This window comes from Undibacterium cyanobacteriorum (assembly GCF_031326225.1).
In the GTDB taxonomy this organism is placed as follows: domain Bacteria; phylum Pseudomonadota; class Gammaproteobacteria; order Burkholderiales; family Burkholderiaceae_D; genus Undibacterium; species Undibacterium cyanobacteriorum.
Map to the genome: position 1 here is coordinate 541714 of NZ_CP133720.1, position 19657 is coordinate 561370.

At 48.9% G+C, this 19657-nt stretch carries 17 protein-coding genes; 13 read left to right on the forward strand and 4 right to left on the reverse strand.

The window, feature by feature from the left end; translation table 11 throughout:
* Nucleotides 1-3 precede the first annotated feature (3 nt).
* Both RF679_RS02100 and RF679_RS02105 read left to right on the forward strand, forming a co-directional pair.
* Nucleotides 4-1356 (forward strand): HlyD family type I secretion periplasmic adaptor subunit, encoded by a 1353-nt coding sequence (locus RF679_RS02100; protein ID WP_309482576.1) that lies wholly within the window; start codon nucleotides 4-6, stop codon nucleotides 1354-1356.
* Nucleotides 1357-1361: 5 nt separating this feature from the next.
* A complete protein-coding gene (locus RF679_RS02105; RefSeq protein WP_309482577.1) occupies nucleotides 1362-2696 on the forward strand; it encodes a TolC family outer membrane protein in 1335 nt (444 codons plus the stop codon).
* 198 nt (nucleotides 2697-2894) lie between these two features.
* Here RF679_RS02105 and gatB read toward each other — a convergent pair whose 3' ends face one another.
* The 3 genes from gatB to gatC all read right to left on the reverse strand — a co-directional run bounded on the left by gatB (nucleotide 2895) and on the right by gatC (nucleotide 6348).
* Nucleotides 2895-4367 (reverse strand): Asp-tRNA(Asn)/Glu-tRNA(Gln) amidotransferase subunit GatB, encoded by a 1473-nt coding sequence (gene gatB, locus RF679_RS02110; protein ID WP_309482578.1) that lies wholly within the window; start codon nucleotides 4365-4367, stop codon nucleotides 2895-2897.
* A 103-nt stretch (nucleotides 4368-4470) separates the two neighbouring features.
* Complete coding sequence (gene gatA, locus RF679_RS02115; RefSeq protein WP_309482579.1) at nucleotides 4471-5925, reverse strand: Asp-tRNA(Asn)/Glu-tRNA(Gln) amidotransferase subunit GatA; 1455 nt, start codon at nucleotides 5923-5925, stop codon at nucleotides 4471-4473.
* A 120-nt stretch (nucleotides 5926-6045) separates the two neighbouring features.
* The gene (gene gatC, locus RF679_RS02120; protein ID WP_309482580.1) at nucleotides 6046-6348 is read right to left on the reverse strand and encodes an Asp-tRNA(Asn)/Glu-tRNA(Gln) amidotransferase subunit GatC; all 303 of its coding nucleotides are present in this window, start codon (nucleotides 6346-6348) and stop codon (nucleotides 6046-6048) included.
* Nucleotides 6349-7046: 698 nt separating this feature from the next.
* Here gatC and RF679_RS02125 point away from each other — a divergent pair.
* From RF679_RS02125 to RF679_RS02150, 6 genes are all read left to right on the forward strand, one after another.
* Nucleotides 7047-8090: a rod shape-determining protein gene (locus tag RF679_RS02125; RefSeq protein ID WP_309482581.1), complete on the forward strand. Its 1044-nt coding sequence runs from the start codon at nucleotides 7047-7049 to the stop codon at nucleotides 8088-8090.
* A 233-nt stretch (nucleotides 8091-8323) separates the two neighbouring features.
* Complete coding sequence (gene mreC, locus RF679_RS02130) at nucleotides 8324-9394, forward strand: rod shape-determining protein MreC (protein ID WP_309482582.1); 1071 nt, start codon at nucleotides 8324-8326, stop codon at nucleotides 9392-9394.
* Nucleotides 9391-9909, forward strand: a complete 519-nt coding sequence (gene mreD, locus RF679_RS02135) for a rod shape-determining protein MreD (protein WP_309482583.1) — start codon at nucleotides 9391-9393, stop codon at nucleotides 9907-9909. Before mreC ends, mreD begins: the two co-directional genes overlap by 4 nt.
* Nucleotides 9910-9934: 25 nt before the next feature.
* Nucleotides 9935-11977: a penicillin-binding protein 2 gene (gene mrdA / locus RF679_RS02140; protein ID WP_309482584.1), complete on the forward strand. Its 2043-nt coding sequence runs from the start codon at nucleotides 9935-9937 to the stop codon at nucleotides 11975-11977.
* A gap of 1 nt (nucleotide 11978) precedes the next feature.
* Nucleotides 11979-13088 carry a rod shape-determining protein RodA gene (gene rodA, locus RF679_RS02145; protein ID WP_309482585.1) on the forward strand — a complete coding sequence of 370 codons (1110 nt, stop codon included), beginning with the start codon at nucleotides 11979-11981 and terminating at the stop codon, nucleotides 13086-13088.
* Nucleotides 13085-14185 carry a septal ring lytic transglycosylase RlpA family protein gene (locus RF679_RS02150; protein WP_309482586.1) on the forward strand — a complete coding sequence of 367 codons (1101 nt, stop codon included), beginning with the start codon at nucleotides 13085-13087 and terminating at the stop codon, nucleotides 14183-14185. The genes rodA and RF679_RS02150 overlap by 4 nt, the downstream gene beginning before the upstream one ends.
* A 62-nt stretch (nucleotides 14186-14247) precedes the next feature.
* Here the strand turns inward: RF679_RS02150 and rsmI are convergent, their stop codons facing one another.
* On the reverse strand, nucleotides 14248-15162 hold the full coding sequence (gene rsmI, locus RF679_RS02155; RefSeq protein ID WP_309482587.1) for a 16S rRNA (cytidine(1402)-2'-O)-methyltransferase: 915 nt from the start codon (nucleotides 15160-15162) through the stop codon (nucleotides 14248-14250).
* A 53-nt stretch (nucleotides 15163-15215) separates the two neighbouring features.
* Here rsmI and RF679_RS02160 point away from each other — a divergent pair, with 53 nt between their 5' ends.
* The 5 genes from RF679_RS02160 (at nucleotide 15216) to RF679_RS02180 (ending at nucleotide 19657) form a co-directional block, all read left to right on the forward strand.
* Nucleotides 15216-15602 (forward strand): YraN family protein, encoded by a 387-nt coding sequence (locus tag RF679_RS02160; protein WP_309482588.1) that lies wholly within the window; start codon nucleotides 15216-15218, stop codon nucleotides 15600-15602.
* Nucleotides 15603-15735: 133 nt separating this feature from the next.
* Nucleotides 15736-16332: a phosphoheptose isomerase gene (locus RF679_RS02165; protein WP_309482589.1), complete on the forward strand. Its 597-nt coding sequence runs from the start codon at nucleotides 15736-15738 to the stop codon at nucleotides 16330-16332.
* The gene (locus RF679_RS02170) at nucleotides 16325-17002 is read left to right on the forward strand and encodes a BON domain-containing protein (RefSeq protein WP_309482590.1); all 678 of its coding nucleotides are present in this window, start codon (nucleotides 16325-16327) and stop codon (nucleotides 17000-17002) included. Before RF679_RS02165 ends, RF679_RS02170 begins: the two co-directional genes overlap by 8 nt.
* Nucleotides 17003-17074: 72 nt before the next feature.
* Nucleotides 17075-17662, forward strand: a complete 588-nt coding sequence (locus RF679_RS02175; protein ID WP_309482591.1) for a LemA family protein — start codon at nucleotides 17075-17077, stop codon at nucleotides 17660-17662.
* Between the two features lie 42 nt (nucleotides 17663-17704).
* Complete coding sequence (locus RF679_RS02180) at nucleotides 17705-19657, forward strand: M48 family metallopeptidase (protein WP_309482592.1); 1953 nt, start codon at nucleotides 17705-17707, stop codon at nucleotides 19655-19657.

The window sequence follows — 19657 nt, forward strand, 5'->3', positions numbered from 1 at the left end:
GCCATGAATTTAGTTAAACAAAAAAGTAATGTCACAGATGTGGTGGCAAAAGATACGCCAGTTGTACAAGTAATGGATGATCCAACCAGCTACACCCGTCTTGGTTGGATCCTGGTTTTGATTTTCTTTGTAGCGTTTTTAGGGTGGGGCTTCTTCGCTCCGCTCGACAAAGGCGTACCGATGTCGGGCAACGTCACTGTGGCGACGAATCGTAAGATGATTCAACACCAAGTCGGTGGCACCGTTGATGAAATTTTGGTCAAGGATGGCGAGCACGTTAAAGCGGGTCAAGTATTGCTTCGCATGAACAGCGTGGCTTCCAGATCCGCCGCTGAAATAGCCCGTGTTCAGTTGTTCACAGCACAAGCAATGGCGGCGCGCTTGGATGCCGAGCGTGAAGGCGCTCGTACTATCAATTTCCCGAAAGAGTTGTTGGCTGCGCGTACCGACCCACGCGTGGAAAGCAATATTCAGCTGCAACAACAGCTATTCAGTGCCCGCCAAGGTGCTTTGACGAACGAGTTGGCTGCGGTTGATGAAACCATCGCCGGTCTGCAAGCAAGCTTGAAGGGCATGGAAGAATCGATGGAAAGCAAAAAACTGCAACAGCAATTATTGAAAGAGCAGCTCGACGGTGTGCGCGATCTCGCCAAAGATGGCTACATCGCCAAAAGTCGTTTGTTTGATGTTGAGCGTACCTACGCGCAAATCAACGGAAGTATCTCTGAAGACATCGGCAATATGAGTCGTATTAGCCGCCAAATTGGTGAACTGAAGTTGAAGAAATTGCAGCGTCAACAGGAGTACCAAAAAGAGGTTCGCACACAATTGACCGATGCGCAAAAAGAGGCTGAGGCTTTAAACAATCGCTTACAGGCCTTGGATTTTGAGTTGAAGAATGTTGAAGTGAAGGCGCCGGTGTCGGGCACGATTGTTGGTATGAACGTGTTCACTAAGAGTGCTGTCGTACCAAGTGGATTTAAGTTGATGGAATTGGTACCAGATGGTGATCCATTGATTGTTGAGGGGATGTTGCCAGTTCACTTGGTCGATAAAGTGCATAAAGGTTTGAAAGTGCAGCTGATTTTCTCTGCATTCAATGCGAACACCACACCGCACATCCCTGGTGTTGTAACCGAAGTCGCCGCTGACCGCACTGTTGATGAACGTTCAGGCCAAGCTTTCTACAAAGTGCGCGCTGAAGTCGCGCCGGAAGGCTTGAAGATGATTTCCAACTTGAATATTCGTCCAGGTATGCCGGTCGAATTGTTCGTGATCACCGGCGAACGTACGATGATGAATTACCTGTTTAAACCAGTTTTGGATCGAGCCAATTCAGCCTTGTCTGAGGAGTGATCAATATGACGAAAACTAAGTTTGCCGTGCTTGTGGGCGCATTGTTTATCACGACATCGTTTCAAGCTTCTGCGACCAGCTTGTTGCAGGCTTATGAGTTGGCGCGTGCTAACGACCCTACTTTCCGTGGTGCCAAAGCAGATTTGGCCGCGGGCAAAGAGTACGAAGCCATGGGTAAGGCAGGATTGCTACCCAACGTGCAATATAGCTTCGGTAAGAGTAAGAATAAGGGCGAAACTGTGAGCCCTTTCCTTGGCAAGCTGGTGGAGACAGATCAGGATTACTCAAGTGCGAGTAAGGGAGTGAGCCTACGTCAGCCATTGTTTAATTTGGATGCGTATGCTCGTTACAAACAAGGTGTTGCGCAAACCAAGTTTAGTGAATCGCAGTTCGATGCGCGCGGCTCTGATTTGATTATTCGCCTTGTGACTGCTTTTGCTGATGCAAACTATGCGCTCGATCAGATCAAATTGTTCACCGCGCAACGTGATGCTTTGATCGAATTGCGAAACGTTAACACGCGTTTGTTTGAAAAAGGCGAAGGCACCAAAACAGATATGCTTGAAACCCAAGCAAAACTGGAAGTGGCGGAAGCGACCATTTTGGAAGCGAACGACGCACTAGAGACCGCTCGCAGTACGCTCAGTAGTATTGTGGGGGTTGAACTGCCAAACATCGATCGTTTATCTGATCAATTTAAGCCACAGATTCTGGAAGGTAGTTTTGAAGAGTGGAAAAAAATCGCGATCGATAATAATCCCGAAATTCAAGCTGGTCGTCATAACATTGAAATCGCGGAACAAGAGATTGCCAAAAATCGCGCTGGCCATATGCCTCGCGTAGAATTAAATGCTTCGTATAACCATGGATTGTCGGAATCGATTTCAACACGCAATCAAGATAACAATATTCGTAGTCTTGGTTTTCAGTTGGTGATCCCGCTATACACCGGCGGCTACGTGAATGCGTCGACCAAACAAGCGATCGCTCATCGTGATAAAGCGAAAGCTGATTTTGATGCAGCACTAGCGAAATTAACGGTCGAAGTGAAGAAGCAATATGGCGCGACGAAGAGTAGTGTGGCGCGTGTTGAAGCTTTACAAAAGACGGTGAAGGCAGCTGAGCTTTTGGTCGAAGCAACCAAACAAAGTATCAAAGGCGGTGTGCGTATTAACGCAGATCTTTTGAATGCCGAGCAGCAGTTGATGACGGCGAAACGTGATCTTGCATCGGCTCGTTATAACTACCTGTTGAGCTACATGAAATTGCGCGTTGCCGCTGGCACAGTCAGTTATGATGATGTGAAACTGGTCTCATCGTATTTTGTGCCGGATGCCTAATGTGTCCTGTTCATCTTCCAAGGCTCAATGCTATTGAGGTCTACAATGAGCCGCGCAAGATGATGCGGTAACAAAAACAAGTTTCTAGTAAACGTGAAAAGAGCAGGGTTCAGATGAATTTGAACCCTGCTCTTTTGTTTTTGTGCGGACATCTCCAATCTGCTCGGAGTGTCCTAGCTTGTAGGCTTAGTTGCCCACTTAGTTGCTCAGTTTTTTCTTCAGTAACTCATTGACCTGCGCAGGATTGCCTTTGCCTTTGGTCGCTTTCATTGCTTGTCCTACCAGTGCATTGAAGGCTTTTTCATTGCCAGCGCGGTAAGCATCAACTGATTGCTGATTCGCGGTCATCACCTCGTCGATAATCTTCTCGAGCGCACCGACATCCGAAATCTGCTTGAGTCCTTTCGCGTCAATCACTCTGTCGGCCAGATCAGCATCTGCGCTTGGCGCTTGCCACATCGTAGCGAACACTTCTTTTGCGATCTTGTTAGAGATGGTGCCATCACTGATGCGCGTCAAGAGCAAGGCGAGTTGGGCCGCGTTGACCGGAATGCCTGTGATGTCGACGCCTTCGCGATTGAGGCTGGAAGAAACATCTCCCATCAACCAGTTGGCGATCTGCTTGGCTTGCGCTGACTTGTCACCGGCTGGGCTGGCTGCCAATGCTGCTTCAAAATAAGCGGCCATGGCTTTTGATTGCGTCAACGCCATTGCATCGTAATCGGAGAGCCCGTATTGCGCTGTGAAACGATCACGCATGGCGGTTGGTAACTCTGGCATGGTTGAGCGAACTTGTTCCACCCATTCACGGCTAATGCGTAATGGTGGCAGGTCAGGGTCTGGGAAGTAGCGATAATCTTGTGAATCTTCCTTGCTACGCATGGAGCGTGTTTCTTTGCGATCGGGGTCGTACAGACGGGTTTCCTGAACGACGGTGCCACCATCCTCGATGAGTTCAATTTGACGACGTACTTCAATATTGATCGCCTCTTCGAGGAAACGGAAAGAGTTCAGATTTTTGATTTCGCAGCGTGTGCCAAATTCTTTCTGACCGAGTGGGCGTACCGATACGTTGGCGTCGCAACGGAATGAACCTTCCTGCATATTGCCGTCGCAGATGTCGAGCCACACCACTAAGGAATGGAGCGCCTTGGCGTAGGCGACGGCCTCTGCAGCGCTGCGCATAACAGGTTCTGTGACGATCTCCAGTAGTGGAGTGCCGGCACGATTCAAATCAATTCCTGTCATGCCTTGATAATCTTCATGCAGTGATTTACCAGCGTCTTCTTCAAGGTGCGCGCGTGTGAGTTCGATGGTTTTGACTTCTTGTTTACCATCCTTTTCGACCACACAAGAAATACTTCCGCCCTGAACCACCGGAATTTCAAACTGACTGATTTGATAGCCTTTGGGTAGATCGGGATAAAAATAATTTTTACGCGCGAAGATCGATTCCGGCGCGATAGTAGCACCGACCGCCAAGCCGAACTGAATCGCTTTTTCTACAGCGCCTTTGTTCATCACAGGCAGAACACCTGGTAAGGCTAAATCGACAGGGCTGGCTTGTGTATTAGGCTCCGCTCCAAATTGCGTCGAAGAGCCACTAAAGATTTTTGATTGCGTCTTGAGTTGTGCGTGTGTCTCAAAACCGATGACGACTTCCCATTGCATATTGCATCCTTTTTGAATCGCTAAGATTCCAATATTCGATAATTCTAAAATCTACTTTAAGCTACTTGATCGTGGTGATCAGCGTGGCGGTAATGGTGTTGATTTAGCCCGGCGATTTAGTATGCCAATCAGTCGCCTTTTGGAATTGATGGGCGACATTGAGAAGCTTGGCTTCGGCGAAATAATTGCCGATGATTTGCAAGCCGACTGGACGTTGACTATTTTTCTCACCTTGTCCAAAGCCGACTGGAATCGACATACCGGGCAAGCCAGCCAAACTGGTGGATAAGGTAAAGATATCAGCCAAGTAATTGGCGACCGGATCATCCGATTGCGCACCGATATCCCACGCCACTGTTGGCGCCACCGGGCCCATGATCACATCGCACTTCTCAAATGCGGCTTGGAAGTCTTGCGCGATTAAGCGGCGAATCTTTTGCGCTTGTAAATAATAAGCATCGTAGTAACCATGCGAGAGCACATAGGCACCGGTCAAGATACGACGTTTTACTTCGTCGCCAAAACCTTCCGTGCGAGACTTGCGATACATGTCGTTTAAGTCTTTGTAATCGGCTGCACGGTGGCCATAACGTACGCCATCGAAACGCGATAGATTGGAAGACGCTTCCGCTGGTGCAATGATGTAATAGACGGGGATCGATAACTCGGTTTTTGGTAAAGAAATATCGACCAAAGTTGCTCCAAGTTTTTCATATTCTTGAAGCGCTGCACGTACTGCTTGTTCTACATCGGCTGCCAAACCAGCACCAAAGAATTCGCGCGGAACGCCGATACGCAGTCCTTGTAAGCTCTGTTCGAGATCGCGTCCGAAGTCTTCGTTTGCACGCGTCACGCTGGTGGAATCACGCTCATCGAAACCAACCATAGCGTTCAGTAAGAGCGCGCAATCCTCTGCAGTTTGCGCCATGGGACCGCCCTGATCCAAAGAGGAAGCGAAGGCGATCATGCCGTAACGCGATACGCTACCGTAGGTTGGTTTGATACCGGTAATGCCGCAAAAAGCGGCGGGTTGACGAATCGACCCACCCGTATCTGTGCCGGTCGCGGCAGGGCTCAAACGCGCAGCGATGGCAGCCGCAGAGCCGCCCGATGAACCACCAGGGACTGCGTTCAAATCCCAAGGATTTTTGACGGCACCAAAGTAGGAATTTTCATTGCTAGAGCCCATCGCAAATTCGTCGCAATTGAGTTTGCCTAAGTTCACCATGCCAGCGCTGTGCAGCTTGGACACCACGGTTGCATCAAAGGGACTGACATAATTTTCCAGCATGCGTGAACCGGCGGTTGAACGCCAATCGCGCGTGACGAAGATATCTTTGTGTGCGACCGGCACTCCTAGTAAAGGCGATTGGTCGCCATTGGCACGACGTTGATCGGCGGCTTGCGCTTGTGCCAAGGTCAATTGTGGGTCGACGTGAGTGAAGGCATTGAGCGGGCTATTGGCAATACGTGTCAGGTAATGTTGCGCGAGCTCGGTGGCTGAGACTTCTTTGTTCTGCAACATGGCAGACAAGTGCTTTAAAGTATGTTGATGCATGACTTATTCAAACAAGAATGATGGGTACGGATAAGGCCTCGGTATGCTGGCGATCTGGGACTTTGGCATGATGTAGCCGACTATTTAGTTGTTCGGGTCTTCGATCAATCGATTATTCGATTACTCGATCACTTTAGGAACCAAATAAAGTCCGTCTTGGGTCGCTGGTGCTGGTTTTTGATACTCTTCGCGATGATTACTTTCCGTGACGACGTCTTCACGCAAACGCAAGCAAATTTCAGGCATTTGCGCTGCAAGCGGATGGCTCAATGGTGCCACGCCTGCGGTGTCGATCGCTTGCAGTTGCTCGGCAATTTTGAAAAAACCATTCAGTTTATCGAGTGTGGAAGCGGCTTCTTGTTCGCTGAGTTCGAGACGAGCAAGGTTGGCAATACGTTTTACATCAGAGAGTTCTAAAGACATGTTCAATCTACCTGCTTATATGTGGACCAAAATGATGGTTGATGCAATCTATGTTCAAAGCTAATCGGAAGTTGGGTGCGCCGCGATTTAGTGAAAGCCTTCATGTGATCGAGGTCTGAGCCAATTCAGCTCGGACTCAGCTCATTCACAGATAAAGTCGATCGCCAATGAATGAATCAACTAAATTGCCAACTAAGTATCCCACTGAGCATTCAAACGTCATTGTGATTTTATTATCAAAACGAGTTTGAATGTGAAACTTCAATTTTGTTGAAGTTCGGGCACATGAGGATGACAAAATTATCAAATTGAAAACTGCTTATTTCTTATACGAAAAAGGCCGTTCGGAATTTGTGAGATTGCCTATGATTTCTAGGATTATAAGGTAGAATGTCGGGTTAATACTCTAAAAATCGCCGAAGTTATAGGCTTTGTGCCAGTTTTCAGCGATTTGTGACCAAGCGCTAGCAGCATAGACAAACAAACTAAAAAAAGGATGTGCGTCGTTCTTTTCGTGATTGGCCTTTAAAAGGCAGTAAGTTCAGTGAAAACGAAGGATGCGGGCCACGTTGTCGTTAGTGAGTAACGATGGCGTGGTTGTTTTGTTTACGCAGAAGGCGCATAGGCGAGTGAAAAGATTCGGCGCTGGGAACACCGTCTGCGCTATTTACACCAATATTTGTGACACAAGGATTTTCATGTTCGGTTTTTTTCGCAGTTATCTCTCCAATGATTTGGCGATTGATTTAGGGACAGCAAACACGCTGATTTACGTACGCGGTCAAGGTATTGTGCTCGACGAACCTTCAGTCGTTGCGATCCGCCAAGAGGGCGGTCCAAACGGCAAGAAAACGATACAAGCGGTTGGTAAAGAAGCGAAGCAAATGCTTGGTAAAGTACCGGGCAATATCGAAGCAATTCGTCCGATGAAAGACGGCGTGATCGCTGACTTCACCGTGACTGAACAAATGTTGAAGCAGTTCATTCGTATGGTGCACGATACGAAATTGTTTAAACCATCACCACGCATCATCATTTGCGTACCATGCGGCTCCACACAAGTGGAACGTCGTGCGATTCGCGAATCAGCTTTGGGTGCAGGTGCATCTCAGGTGTATTTGATCGAAGAACCAATGGCGGCAGCGATTGGTGCTGGATTGCCAGTATCTGATGCGACCGGTTCTATGGTGGTCGATATTGGTGGTGGTACCACTGAAGTCGGCGTTATCTCTCTCGGCGGTATGGTCTACAAAGGTTCCGTGCGCGTTGGTGGTGATAAGTTTGACGAAGCGATTGTCAACTATATCCGTCGTAACTACGGCATGTTGATCGGTGAGCAAACTGCCGAAGCGATTAAAAAGACGATCGGTTCTGCTTTCCCAGGTTCTGAAATCAAAGAAATGGAAGTCAAAGGCCGTAACCTCTCAGAAGGTATTCCACGTTCCTTCACCATCTCTAGCAATGAGATCTTGGAAGCATTGACGGATCCACTGAATAACATCGTTTCCGCGGTGAAAAATGCGTTGGAACAAACACCACCAGAACTCGGCGCAGATATCGCTGAAAAAGGCATGATGTTGACGGGCGGCGGCGCATTGTTGCGCGATCTCGATCGCCTGTTGATGGAAGAAACCGGTTTGCCAGTGTTGGTCGCAGAAGAACCATTAACTTGCGTGGTCCGTGGTTCCGGCATGGCATTAGAACGTATGGATAAATTGGGCTCTCTGTTTTCTTACGAATAATCATCGCGAAGAAACAGATGCGTCATGATGGAGTGACTTGGTACACAGCTGTTTGATCGACAAACGATCAACTTATTAGCGGCAGTGGCAAAGTGATCGATCATGTTGGATGCGCGAGTGAGGCATCCCGTATCTGCAAGAAGTACAAGGTACAAAATGTGAAGTGGGACGGCTCATGTGAGCCTTCCCACTTCGATTTGTTGGTCATAGTTCTGAGCTAAATACTGGCACCGATGCAGCATAGTCCACCACCACTTTTCAAACAAGGCGCGTCAGCACGCGTCAAGGTGGTCTTCTTCACAGTTTTTTCGATCACCTTGCTGTTGATCGATTCCCGCATGAAATCTCTGGGCGCTTTGCGTCAGGTGGTTGGCACGGCACTTTATCCCCTACAGATGGTAGCCCTTGCTCCGCGTGATGCTGCACGTTCGATCTCCGACTATTTTGCCTCGACTTCGACCTTGCAAAAGGAAGTGGCAAAACTACGCGAAGAACAAATTCGTAATGCTGAAAATTTGCATCAGAACGTGGCATTGGCAACCGAGAATGCGCAGCTACGCCGCCTCTTAGATCTCAAAAATAAGGCATCCTCGAAGTCATTGATGGGCGAGATTTTGTACGATGCGCGTGACGAAGTGACGCGCAAGATCGTATTGAATCGTGGTTCCAGCCATGGTGTGGCATTGAGTCAGCCTGTGATTGATGAACGTGGCGTGGTAGGGCAAGTCACACGCGTTTTTCCTTTAACCTGTGAAGTGACTTTGTTATCCGATAAGAACCAAGCCATACCGGTGCAATTGGAACGCAATGGTTTGCGCGGGGTTGTTACAGGACGTGGTCGTTCCCCCTTTTTGGAAATGCGAGTGACCACCAACGCGGATATTAAAATTGGTGACGTGTTAGTGACCTCTGGCATCGATGGCGTTTATCCATCCGGGATACAGGTCGCGAAAGTAGCGCAGGTCGACAACAAAGCAACCACTACTTTTGAAACTGCCTTGCTGACTCCAGCGGCTGGTATTGATCAACATAAGCAATTGCTGATTTTGTTGGTGGATACCAGCGCGATGTCGCCACCCGAGACAGAAGAAGTACGGGCGAAGAAAGAAAAGATCAATCGCCGCATTACGCGTGATGCTACCCGAGATGTGAGCAAAGAGGGTGCTCCGGTTGATTTTAAACGTGTTGAAGAAAGTGCCAGTCAAGTAAGGTTGAACGCAGCTCCCGCCTCGCAAGCGGTTGTCGTACCACCACCGATTGTGACTGCACCCGCATCAAGCCCAGCACAAGGAGTGAAGCGATGAATCATCCGCAATATATTTTGCAACCGGTGAATCCGCTTTTCATCGCGTTTAGCTTAATACTGGCTTTCATTTTGAATCTTCTCCCTTGGGGCGGCTCCATTGGGATCCCGGATTTTGTCGCTTTGGTGTTGGTTTTCTGGAGTATTCATCAGCCTCGTAAAGTCGGCATCGGGATTGCATTTACGATGGGCTTGTTGATGGATGTACATGATGCGGTGTATCTCGGCGAAAATGCGCTCGCCTATACATTGCTGTCTTACTTTGCGATTTCTATTCACCGCCGTGTGTTGTGGTTCGCGCCTTTGGTACAAACCTTTCAAGTATTTCCGCTCTTCCTCGGGGTTTTGATCGTGAAGTTAGCCGTGCGTTTGTTGGTCTCAGCAGATTCTCATTTCCCCGGATGGCTTTACTTCCTAGAGTGTGTGGTGACGACGGCATTATGGCCGTTCGTGACTTGGCTGCTGCTGGCTCCACAACGCCGTCCGGTTGACAAGGACGAAACGCGTCCGATCTAAATCCTCCTCAAGTAAATTATTTATCATGACCGAGTTAAAAAATACCGAACGCGAACTGTATTTGTTCCGTATGCGACTGCTCGTGATCGGTATCTTCGCCACGGTTTGCTTTGTCACATTAATTGGTCGCTATGTTTGGTTGCAATTAGTGAAGCATGAGGTCTATGCGACCAAAGCAAATGAAAATCGAATCTCGGTACTTCCTATTGTGCCTAATCGAGGTTTGATTATTGATAGGAATGGTGTGGTCTTGGCCCGTAATTTTTCGGCTTACACACTTGAGATTACACCTTCCAAAATTACTAAAGACATCGACGTGCTGATCGATGAATTAGCGACCTTGGTGGATATCCAACCCAAGCATCGTAAGCGTTTACGCAAATTGATGGAAGAGCAGAAGAACTTCGAAAGTCTGCCGATTCGAACCCGTCTGTCTGATGAAGAGGTGGCTCGCTTTACGGCGCAGCGTTTCCGCTTCCCAGGTGTGGAAATTCAGGCGCGTCTTTTCCGTCAATATCCGCTCGGTGAAACTGCATCGCATGTGATTGGCTACATCGGCCGTGTCAATAAGAAAGAAGCGGAAATACTTGAGGAAAGTGAAGATGCGGCGAACTATAAGGGCACTCAATACATTGGTAAAGAAGGCCTGGAAAAGCGCTACGAGAAAATGCTGCATGGCGTGACTGGCGTCGAAGAAGTCGAAGTGTCTGCTGGTGGTCGTGCGGTGCGTACTTTGTCGCGGACAGCACCCCATGCTGGTAAGAACTTGATTTTATCGGTTGATATTGAATTGCAGAAGGTCATCGAGGAAGCTTTTGGAGATCGTCGTGGTGCGATGGTTGCTATCGAGCCTGAAACTGGTGATGTACTGGCTTTCGTTTCTAAGCCGACCTACGATCCTAATCTATTTGTTGAAGGTATCGACCAACAAAGTTGGCACGAGCTGAATACTTCGGAAGACAAGCCCTTACTAAATCGCCCATTGATCGGGGCCTATGCACCAGGGTCGACTTATAAGCCGTTCATGGCATTACTCGCGCTGGAGTCAGGCAAGCGAACCGCACATCAGGCGATTTCAGATCCGGGTTACTTCGTGTTTGGTAATCACACTTTCAACGACGATAAAGTCGGTGGTCACGGGATGGTTGATATGTATCGTGCCGTCGTGCATTCCTGTGATACCTATTTCTATCAGTTGGCCAATGACCTCGGCGTTGATGTGATGCATGACTTCATGAAGCAATTTGGGCTGGGCCAAATCACGGGGATTGATTTAGAAAACGAGCGTCGCGGAATTCTGCCTTCAAGCGAGTGGAAGCGTAAAGCGTTTAAAAAACCTGAGCATCAACGTTGGATCCCCGGTGATACGATTTCCTTGGGAATTGGTCAAGGGCAGAATACTTTCACGCCACTACAAATGGCGCATGCGATGGCGACCTTGGCGAATGGTGGAATCGTGATGAAGCCGCATTTGGTGAAGATTATTGAGGACCCTTACACCAAAGAGCGCGAATTAACTGTGCCTAAAGAGAGCGCCAGAATTCCCCTGAAGCCGGAGAATGTTGAGATCATTAAGAATGCAATGGTTGGGGTCTCGAAAGAAGGAACTGGTCGTACAGCCTTCCTAGGAGCAGAATACGTCGCAGGCGGTAAGACAGGTACCGCGCAGGTGATTGGGATGAAAAAAGGTGAGAAGTATGACGCCAATCGGATTGCCGAACGCTATCGCGATAACGCGTGGTATATCGCTTTTGCTCCAGCCGATAAGCCTAAAATTGCAGTCGCAATTATTGTGGAAAACGGTGGCAAAGGTGCCGCCGCAGCCGCACCGATTGTACGTAAAGCTTTCGACTACTATTTGCTTGGTAAGCGTCCAAACGATCAGGCCAAACGCGCTGTCGCCAGTCAGGCCGCGACTAGCGAGGATGATGAAATTGACGATGCGCTACCCGTCAATAAATTACCTGCGAGTCCAGAACCAACTAACGGGGCTCCTGCATCAGCGCCAGCGGTGATCGTCAACAGTGCGGCAGCGTCGACACCCATCACACCAGCGAAGAGGAAGTGATATGGAAAATAAGTCTTTGTACCTACAACGCTTACGCTCCTACTTTATGGTGTTTGATATGCCCTTGGCAATCTTGATCTTTTTGATTGTCAGCACTGGGATTGTCACCATGTATTCCGCGGGCTTGGATTTTCCGGGACGCCTTGAGAATCATTTGCGCAATATCATCATTGCTTTCTTCGTGATGTGGGTGATTGCCAATATTCCACCGCAAACTCTGATGCGTTTCGCTATTCCGGTTTACACCGTTGGCGTCGGATTATTGGTGGCAGTTGCATTGGTGGGCGTGATTAAGAAGGGCGCACGTCGTTGGTTGCATATCGGGTTTGATATACAGCCTTCGGAGATTTTAAAGATTGCCGTGCCAATGATGTTGGCGTGGTATTTTCAAAAACGCGAAGGGAGTTTGCGCTGGAAGGACTTTGCGGTAGCTGCAGTAATCTTAGCGATTCCACTTGGGCTGATCGTTAAGCAGCCCGATCTGGGAACTGCACTCTTGGTTGGGGCGGTGGGCTTTACGGTGATTTTTCTTGCAGGGCTCTCATGGCGGTTTTTGTTCGGCTTGTTTATCACGGCGATCGTTTTGATTCCTACGGTGATCTGGCCTCGCCTACACGACTATCAGAAAGATCGCGTCAAAATTATGCTTGACCCGACCATGGATGCATTGGGAAAAGGCTTTCACATTATCCAATCGATCATCGCGGTTGGTTCTGGAGGCACAACTGGCAAAGGTTGGACCAACGGTACTCAATCTCATCTTGAATTCATTCCAGAACATACGACGGACTTTATTTCGGCAGTGTATTTGGAAGAGTTTGGATTCATCGGAAGTTTGTTCTTGGTCACGCTATACTTTTTGGTCGTGGTGCGCGGTTTGATGATTGCAGCAAACGCACCAACCCTATTCGCGCGATTGATGGCCGGCGCTGTTACTGCGATTTTCTTTACCTATGCATTCGTCAATCTCGGCATGGTCGTCGGCATCTTGCCGGTGGTCGGTGTGCCGCTTCCCTTCATGAGTTTTGGTGGTACAGCGATGATGACTTTGGGTATGGGCCTCGGTATTTTGATGAGTGTTCAGCATCATCGCGGCTTGATGAAATCATGATGCATTTCAAAACTTATTTTCGGCTTGCTCTGAGCTTTGTTTTGTTCAGCGCTTTATGGGCTTGCTCAAGTGCTCCCAAAGCACCTACTGCTGCGCCAGCGAAAGCAAAGGATGTCTTGGTGGTTGATGGCGGCGGCTCGAATAAACTGCCTGCTGCGAATTCAGGTCGGGGCGGCTATTACATGGACGACGGCCCGGCTGAGGCGATTCCGCCTGATCTTGAAAAGACACCTGATCCAGTTCCCGTCGTCGAGCCATTTTCGCGAACTGGCAATAAGACGTATCAAGTTTTCGGTAAGACCTATACACCGATTAACGACACGACCACGCCGTTCAAGCAACGCGGTATAGCGAGTTGGTACGGTAAGAAATTCCACGGCAAGCGCACCTCTTCGGGCGAGCTATATGACATGTTTAAGATCACGGGTGCCCATCCGATTTTGCCTATCCCCTCTTATGCGCGGGTGACCAACCTCAGCAACGGCAAGCAGATCATCGTTCGTATCAATGATCGTGGTCCATTTCATTCGAATCGAATTATGGATCTTTCCTATACAGCCGCTTTGAAATTAGGTTACTTAGGAAAAGGTAGCGGTGAAATTGAATTAGAGCGATTGTTACCCGATGAAATTGCACGCATGGCCGAGAATCGCAAGGGTGGTATTGTGCAGACCGAGCAGGCAAGTGAAGAGAGTTTGCAAGACGCACGTCGTGCGGTGGAACGTGAACAACTTGCCCGTGGTAGCTTGAGTAAAACGAAGTCTGTGGATCAAGTGTCCTTGGAGACGCGAGCCTTGGACTCTGCCACCACAGCTGCTAACACTGCTACCCCAGCCAAAGCCAATTCCGAACGCTCTGGCCTGTTCTATCTGCAGTTCGCTGCATTTGGCATCCGTGCAAATGCGGAGGCTAGTCGAGAGCAAATGCAGAAGAAAATTGGAGAGCAATTTTCATCGTTGAGTATTCCGCTTGAGATCACAGAACAGGGGAATTTGTATCGCTTACAAGCAGGCCCGTTCGCGAATCGTCTTGAGGCACAAACGATTCTAGAAAAGATCGCATCAACTGTGGGCAAGGCGATTGTGGTGCAACGTTGAAGCTCGCTTATACCTTTGATTGACGCGCTTGTCGGCGTTCTAAGCTTCGCGCGTTTTCTATCCTAGTCGGCTTGATCTGCATTTTTCATTGCTAAGGCCAGTTCATACAAAGCGTTCTTTTTTTGGCCGGTAATCAGTGCCGCAAGTTGCGATGCTTGTTTGACTGAGAGTTCATTGATCAAGATCTCGAGCACACGACGAGCCTCTTGCATTTCGGCGTTGCTGTCGCTGCGGGCACCTTCTACCAACACCACATATTCGCCTTTCTCTCCATGTTGATTGGACTCTAGCCAGGCCGATGCTTGGCCCAGTTCGCAACGATGAATTTCTTCGAATAGCTTACTAATCTCACGCGCAAAAACAATGTGGCGCTGATCACCAAACTGCTGCTGTAAAGCTTTCGTCGTTTCAAGAATACGATGAGGTGCCTCATAAAAAACCAGTGTGGCCGTGAGCGACTTCAGCGATTGCAAGACGCTGTCGCGCTGCCCAGCCTTGCTGGGCAAGAAACCATGAAAGTAGAAGTGATCGTTCACGAGACCGCTGGCGGATAGAGCGCTGATGGCCGCCGAAGCACCGGGTAACGGAGAAATGCGAAAGCCGGCTTTTCGTACTGCATCAACGATGATCGCGCCCGGATCAGAAACGCCAGGCGTTCCAGCATCGGAGACAAGGGCTATGCGTTCACCTGCTTGCAAGCGAGCGATGATCTTCTCGGCGGCCTCATGTTCATTGTGCATATGTGCGGCCAGTAGCTGCTTGTGCAGTCCATAGCGCGTCAATAGTTGTGCGGTGGTACGTGTATCCTCACAAGCAACCGCATCCACAAGGCTCAGAACATGTAAAGCACGTAGGCTGATGTCGGCACTATTGCCAATTGGTGTTGCAATTATGTACAAAGTGGCGTTAGGATAAGTTTGCTGTTGCGCCGCTTCGAGCAGTGTGTGAATGGGAAAGCTAGTAGATTCAGTGTTCATAGCAACAAGCAAACGGGGAAAATTGGTTAAGCGAAGTAAAGGAATTGTACGCTATGGTTGCCTCAAATTGGCTCAGCAAACGCTTGGCCGCAATTCGAACTTCCAAACAACGCAGCGGAGACGCAGCTGAGGAACGTGCTTTACAGTATCTGCAGGCGCAAGGCTTACGTTTAGTCGAACGAAGTTTCTTATGCAAGGGCGGCGAAATCGATCTGCTAATGCAAGATGGTTCATGCTTGGTTTTTGTGGAAGTCAGGCAGAGGGCCGATCGCCGTTTTGGCGGTGCGATCGCCAGTGTCACTGCAGCGAAACAAAAGCGCATGGTGCATGCGGCACAAGTGTATTTGCAAGCGCTTTCTAGCCTCCCACCTTGTCGTTTCGACCTGGTAGCAATCGAAGGCGATCAATTGCATTGGTTGAAGAATATCATTTCGGCATAGAAGCCGACGTTTTCAAGTAAAATCGCAGCAGCTTGCAATACGAAGGTGCATGCGAGGGAAATTCCCGAGTCGGTTATTTTCTGGCTCGATTACCTTTAGCGATCTTCGCCTCAAACTTTATAATGCGCGAACTATGAAAAACCAAAGGATACTTTCGCACTTCCAGGAAAGTGCGGAATTGAAAATGATCTCGGCAGAGTTGTTGGCCGACCCCATTGCTCAAGCAGTGGATTTGATGTTCACGGCACTCTCGAACGGTAATAAGATTTTGGCCTGTGGCAATGGTGGATCTGCAGCCGATTGCCAACATTTCGCCGCCGAGCTGGTGGGACGTTTTGAACGGGAACGGCTGCCTTTACCGGCGATGGCTTTGACGGTCGATTCATCGATTTTGACTGCAGTTGCCAATGACTATAGCTATCACGAGGTATTTTCTAAGCAAGTCCAAGCTTTCGGTCAAGCGGGCGATGTCTTGTTAGCGATCACGACTTCAGGTAATTCTATGAGTGTGCTGAATGCTGTGAATGCGGCCTTGGAACGTGATATGCGTGTAGTCGCCATGACAGGTAAAGGCGGCGGCGAGATGAATGAACTCTTGACTGAGGCGGATGTCCATATCTGCGTGCCTCATGATCGCACAGCGCGAATCCAAGAAGTACATTTATTGACGATACATTGTTTGTGTGATGGCATTGATGCCGCATTATTTGGAGGTGATACAGATGAATAAATCTGTGACGAAATGGTTTTCTGTGTATAGCTGGGCAAAACCAATTAGCGTGATCGCTTTGTCGAGCGCTGCTTTGTTGAGTTTGCAAGGCTGTGTGGCGATGGTGGTCGGTGGTGCAGTGGTCGGTACGATGGCGGCGATTGATCGCCGTACCTTGGGCGCACAAACGGAAGATAAGGCGATTGTTTTAAAGGGGGAATCTGCGATTAAGCGCGCCTTATTATCGGATCAAGCGCACGTTAATGTGACGAGCTACAACCGACGCGCACTGTTGACCGGTGAGGTACCTGATGCGGAATCTAAAGCAACGGCGGAACGCGAACTAAAAGCGGTACAGGGCGTAACCCTCGTGATGAACGAGCTAGTCATCGGCAGCCCATCGAGCATTTCTGCAAGATCAAATGATGCCTTGATTACGACCAAGATTAAAGCGTCCTTTGTCGATACCAAAGATATCAATGAAAGTGCTTTCAAAGTTGTGACTGAAGCGGGCAATGTTTATTTGATGGGGCGCGTCACGCAACGTGAAGGGGCAACTGCAGCGAGTGTTGCGGCCGGCGTTAGTGGTGTGAAGAAAGTGACCAAGATGTTTGAGTACATCACGGAAGACGAATTGAAAGCGCTGCAAGCGAGTAAGAGTAAAGTCGATTTGAATCAAGAAGAGAAATAATCGACGAAGGTAAGTAAATCACAGGCCGTTTCAGAAAATTTTCTAAACGGTCTTTTTTTCAGGAGAAGCATCATGACGCTGATCATTATTTTGGCAGTACTCGGCTTGTTAGTATTTTGGGCCATTTCAGTTTACAACTCGATGGTGGCGGGGCGTAATCGCTTCAAGAATAGCTATGCACAAATCGATGTGCAGCTTAAGCGTCGTTATGATTTGATTCCAAACTTGGTGGAAGTCGCCAAGGGTTACATGAAACACGAACGTGAAACTTTGGAAGCAGTGATTCAAGCGCGCAATCAGGCGGTGACTGCCAATTCGCAAGTTTCAGCGGATCCGAGCGATGGCGCTGCAGTACAGGCCTTGGCACGTTCCGAAGGCGCATTGGCTTCCTCCTTAGGAAAAATGTTCGCCTTGTCAGAAGCATACCCAGATCTCAAAGCCAATGAGAATATGCTGCAATTGACGGAAGAGTTGACCAGCACAGAAAACAAAATTTCTTTTTCGCGTCAGGCTTATAACGACAGCGTGATGCAATACAACACGATGATTGAACAGTTTCCTGGCAATATTTTTGCAGGTATGTTCGGCTTCAAACAAGGCGAATTGTTACAGGCGACCGAAGCGCCAGAAGAGCGCAAGGCCATTAAAGTTTCGTTTTGATTGATGTAGGCACGTTGTCGTCCCGTCTTTGCGATTGAGTCCATGAATTTCTTCGAACACCAACATCAAGCACATCGCGAGAGCAAGAAGCTACTGCTCTTGTTTTTTCTCGCGGTGATTGCGATCGTGGTGGCAATTAATTATCTCGCCTTAGGTGTGTGGATTTGGACCAAGGGTGGTGGACACATCGCTTCTTATCACCTCTATCCGACCACCTATTATTGGATCGTATCAGGCTTAACGATTGCTTTGATCGCGGGCGGTAGTTTATATCAAATGGCTGAGTTGAGTAGTGGTGGCGAGGCGGTGGCGGAGATGGCCGGTGGTCGCTTGGTTGATCCAAATTCTAAGGATAGGCAAGAGCGCCGGCTCTTAAATATTGTCGAAGAAATGGCACTTGCATCCGGAATAGCTTGTCCTAAGGTGTATGTGATGGATGAGGAAGATGCGATCAACGCTTTTGCTGCTGGTTATCATCAAAATGAAGCTGTTGTTGCGGTTACTCGCGGTACCTTAAGTCGCTTAAATCGCGATGAATTGCAGGGCGTAATCGGGCATGAGTTTAGTCACATTCTCAACGGCGATATGCGTATGAATGTCAAACTCATCGGCGTGTTGTTTGGGATTCAGATGATTGCTGGATTCGGTGAAATTCTAATTGATTGGGGCTCGCGTTTTAGGGTTTCGCGTAGCCGTGATGATAAAGGCGTTTCGTTTCAATTGGTGTTGCTGGTGGTGGGAGTCGCACTCTTTGTGATCGGCTACATCGGCGTCGTATGCGGCCGTTTGATTAAGTCAGCGGTTTCTCGACAGCGTGAATTCTTAGCGGACGCGAGCGCCGTGCAATTCACTCGTAATCCCGATGGGATCGGCGGCGCTTTGAAAAAAATCGGTGGCCTCACAAAGGTCAATCAATGTGGTTCGCGAATTCGTAACCCGCATGCCGAGCAGTTATCGCATATGTTTTTAGGTGCAGCAAAGCCAAGCCTGTTGTCGGGACTGTTTGCGACCCATCCTCCGATCACCACGCGTCTGGAACGCTTGTACGGTCGTCCTGTGGAGTTCTTGGGGGCTGACGTCATTGAAGATGATGGAGTCGATGAAGGTTTTTCAGATCAAGCCATGGGGTTTGCCTCAGTTCAGGGAATCTCTGATCAACGTATTGCGCCCACTAAGCAAGGATTTGATCCGCGACATGGCTATGTGAACCCCGTGACCGAAACGCGTGATGCGAGTTTGGAGCTTGCTCCGAAGGCTGCGCCTTCACATGCGAAGATTCCGGATGAGTTGCGAGCCGCTGCCCGCGATACCACCGCTGCCCAAGCACTTGCTTATGCGTGCCTGCTTGATCGACGTGACCCTAGCGCATTTCAAGTACAAGTCGAGATTTTGAAGTCGACGGTGCCGCAACTCTGCCAATTGGCGCTCATGTTTGAAGAACAGTTGCAAGTGCACATGCGAGTTCCTTTATTAGACCTCGCCACACCAGCTTTGAGAATGCTCGATGTCGACCAGAAAAAACATTTACTGCGTATCGTTGGGAAATTGATTAACGCCGATCAAGTGGTGAGTGAAACGGAATTCGTTCTGCAGACCATACTCGAACGCCGGCTCAATGAATTTAGTGGCCGCGCCGTCTCTGTGAAGTATCAGAGTCTTGATGAGTTGCAAGGCGAGGTGGCCTTACTCTTGTCCATGATGGCGCACACTGATGGCGATGCGACTTCGGCACGCCTAGCGTTTCAGAAAGTACAAATTGCGGATCTGAAATTGCAAGCGAGGGATTATATTGAGCCAACGCAGATTGACTACATCCAAGTCAAGCAGGCACTTGGTCGACTCAATCAGTTGGCTCCCTTAGTGAAACCATTTTTGATCAGAGCTTTAATGCAAGTGGTGGGCCAAACACCGCGCCCTGCTGCGCATGATTTGTTACGAGCTATTGGAGCTGCGATCGATGTTCCTTTGCCAGAACTCGTACAACAAGCTGCGTAA

What these genes read in the sequence shown, in the direction of transcription:
- gatC (WP_309482580.1), bottom strand. Translation starts at nt 6,348, where the DNA reads ATGTCTTTAGAACTCTCTGATGTAAAACGTATTGCCAACCTTGCTCGT.
- RF679_RS02125 (WP_309482581.1), top strand. Translation starts at nt 7,047, where the DNA reads ATGTTCGGTTTTTTTCGCAGTTATCTCTCCAATGATTTGGCGATTGAT.
- mreD (WP_309482583.1), top strand. Translation starts at nt 9,391, where the DNA reads ATGAATCATCCGCAATATATTTTGCAACCGGTGAATCCGCTTTTCATC.
- rodA (WP_309482585.1), top strand. Translation starts at nt 11,979, where the DNA reads ATGGAAAATAAGTCTTTGTACCTACAACGCTTACGCTCCTACTTTATG.
- RF679_RS02100 (WP_309482576.1), top strand. Translation starts at nt 4, where the DNA reads ATGAATTTAGTTAAACAAAAAAGTAATGTCACAGATGTGGTGGCAAAA.
- RF679_RS02180 (WP_309482592.1), top strand. Translation starts at nt 17,705, where the DNA reads ATGAATTTCTTCGAACACCAACATCAAGCACATCGCGAGAGCAAGAAG.
- gatA (WP_309482579.1), bottom strand. Translation starts at nt 5,925, where the DNA reads ATGCATCAACATACTTTAAAGCACTTGTCTGCCATGTTGCAGAACAAA.
- RF679_RS02170 (WP_309482590.1), top strand. Translation starts at nt 16,325, where the DNA reads ATGAATAAATCTGTGACGAAATGGTTTTCTGTGTATAGCTGGGCAAAA.
- RF679_RS02150 (WP_309482586.1), top strand. Translation starts at nt 13,085, where the DNA reads ATGATGCATTTCAAAACTTATTTTCGGCTTGCTCTGAGCTTTGTTTTG.
- RF679_RS02160 (WP_309482588.1), top strand. Translation starts at nt 15,216, where the DNA reads ATGGTTGCCTCAAATTGGCTCAGCAAACGCTTGGCCGCAATTCGAACT.
- mreC (WP_309482582.1), top strand. Translation starts at nt 8,324, where the DNA reads ATGCAGCATAGTCCACCACCACTTTTCAAACAAGGCGCGTCAGCACGC.
- rsmI (WP_309482587.1), bottom strand. Translation starts at nt 15,162, where the DNA reads ATGAACACTGAATCTACTAGCTTTCCCATTCACACACTGCTCGAAGCG.
- RF679_RS02175 (WP_309482591.1), top strand. Translation starts at nt 17,075, where the DNA reads ATGACGCTGATCATTATTTTGGCAGTACTCGGCTTGTTAGTATTTTGG.
- gatB (WP_309482578.1), bottom strand. Translation starts at nt 4,367, where the DNA reads ATGCAATGGGAAGTCGTCATCGGTTTTGAGACACACGCACAACTCAAG.
- RF679_RS02105 (WP_309482577.1), top strand. Translation starts at nt 1,362, where the DNA reads ATGACGAAAACTAAGTTTGCCGTGCTTGTGGGCGCATTGTTTATCACG.
- RF679_RS02165 (WP_309482589.1), top strand. Translation starts at nt 15,736, where the DNA reads ATGAAAAACCAAAGGATACTTTCGCACTTCCAGGAAAGTGCGGAATTG.
- mrdA (WP_309482584.1), top strand. Translation starts at nt 9,935, where the DNA reads ATGACCGAGTTAAAAAATACCGAACGCGAACTGTATTTGTTCCGTATG.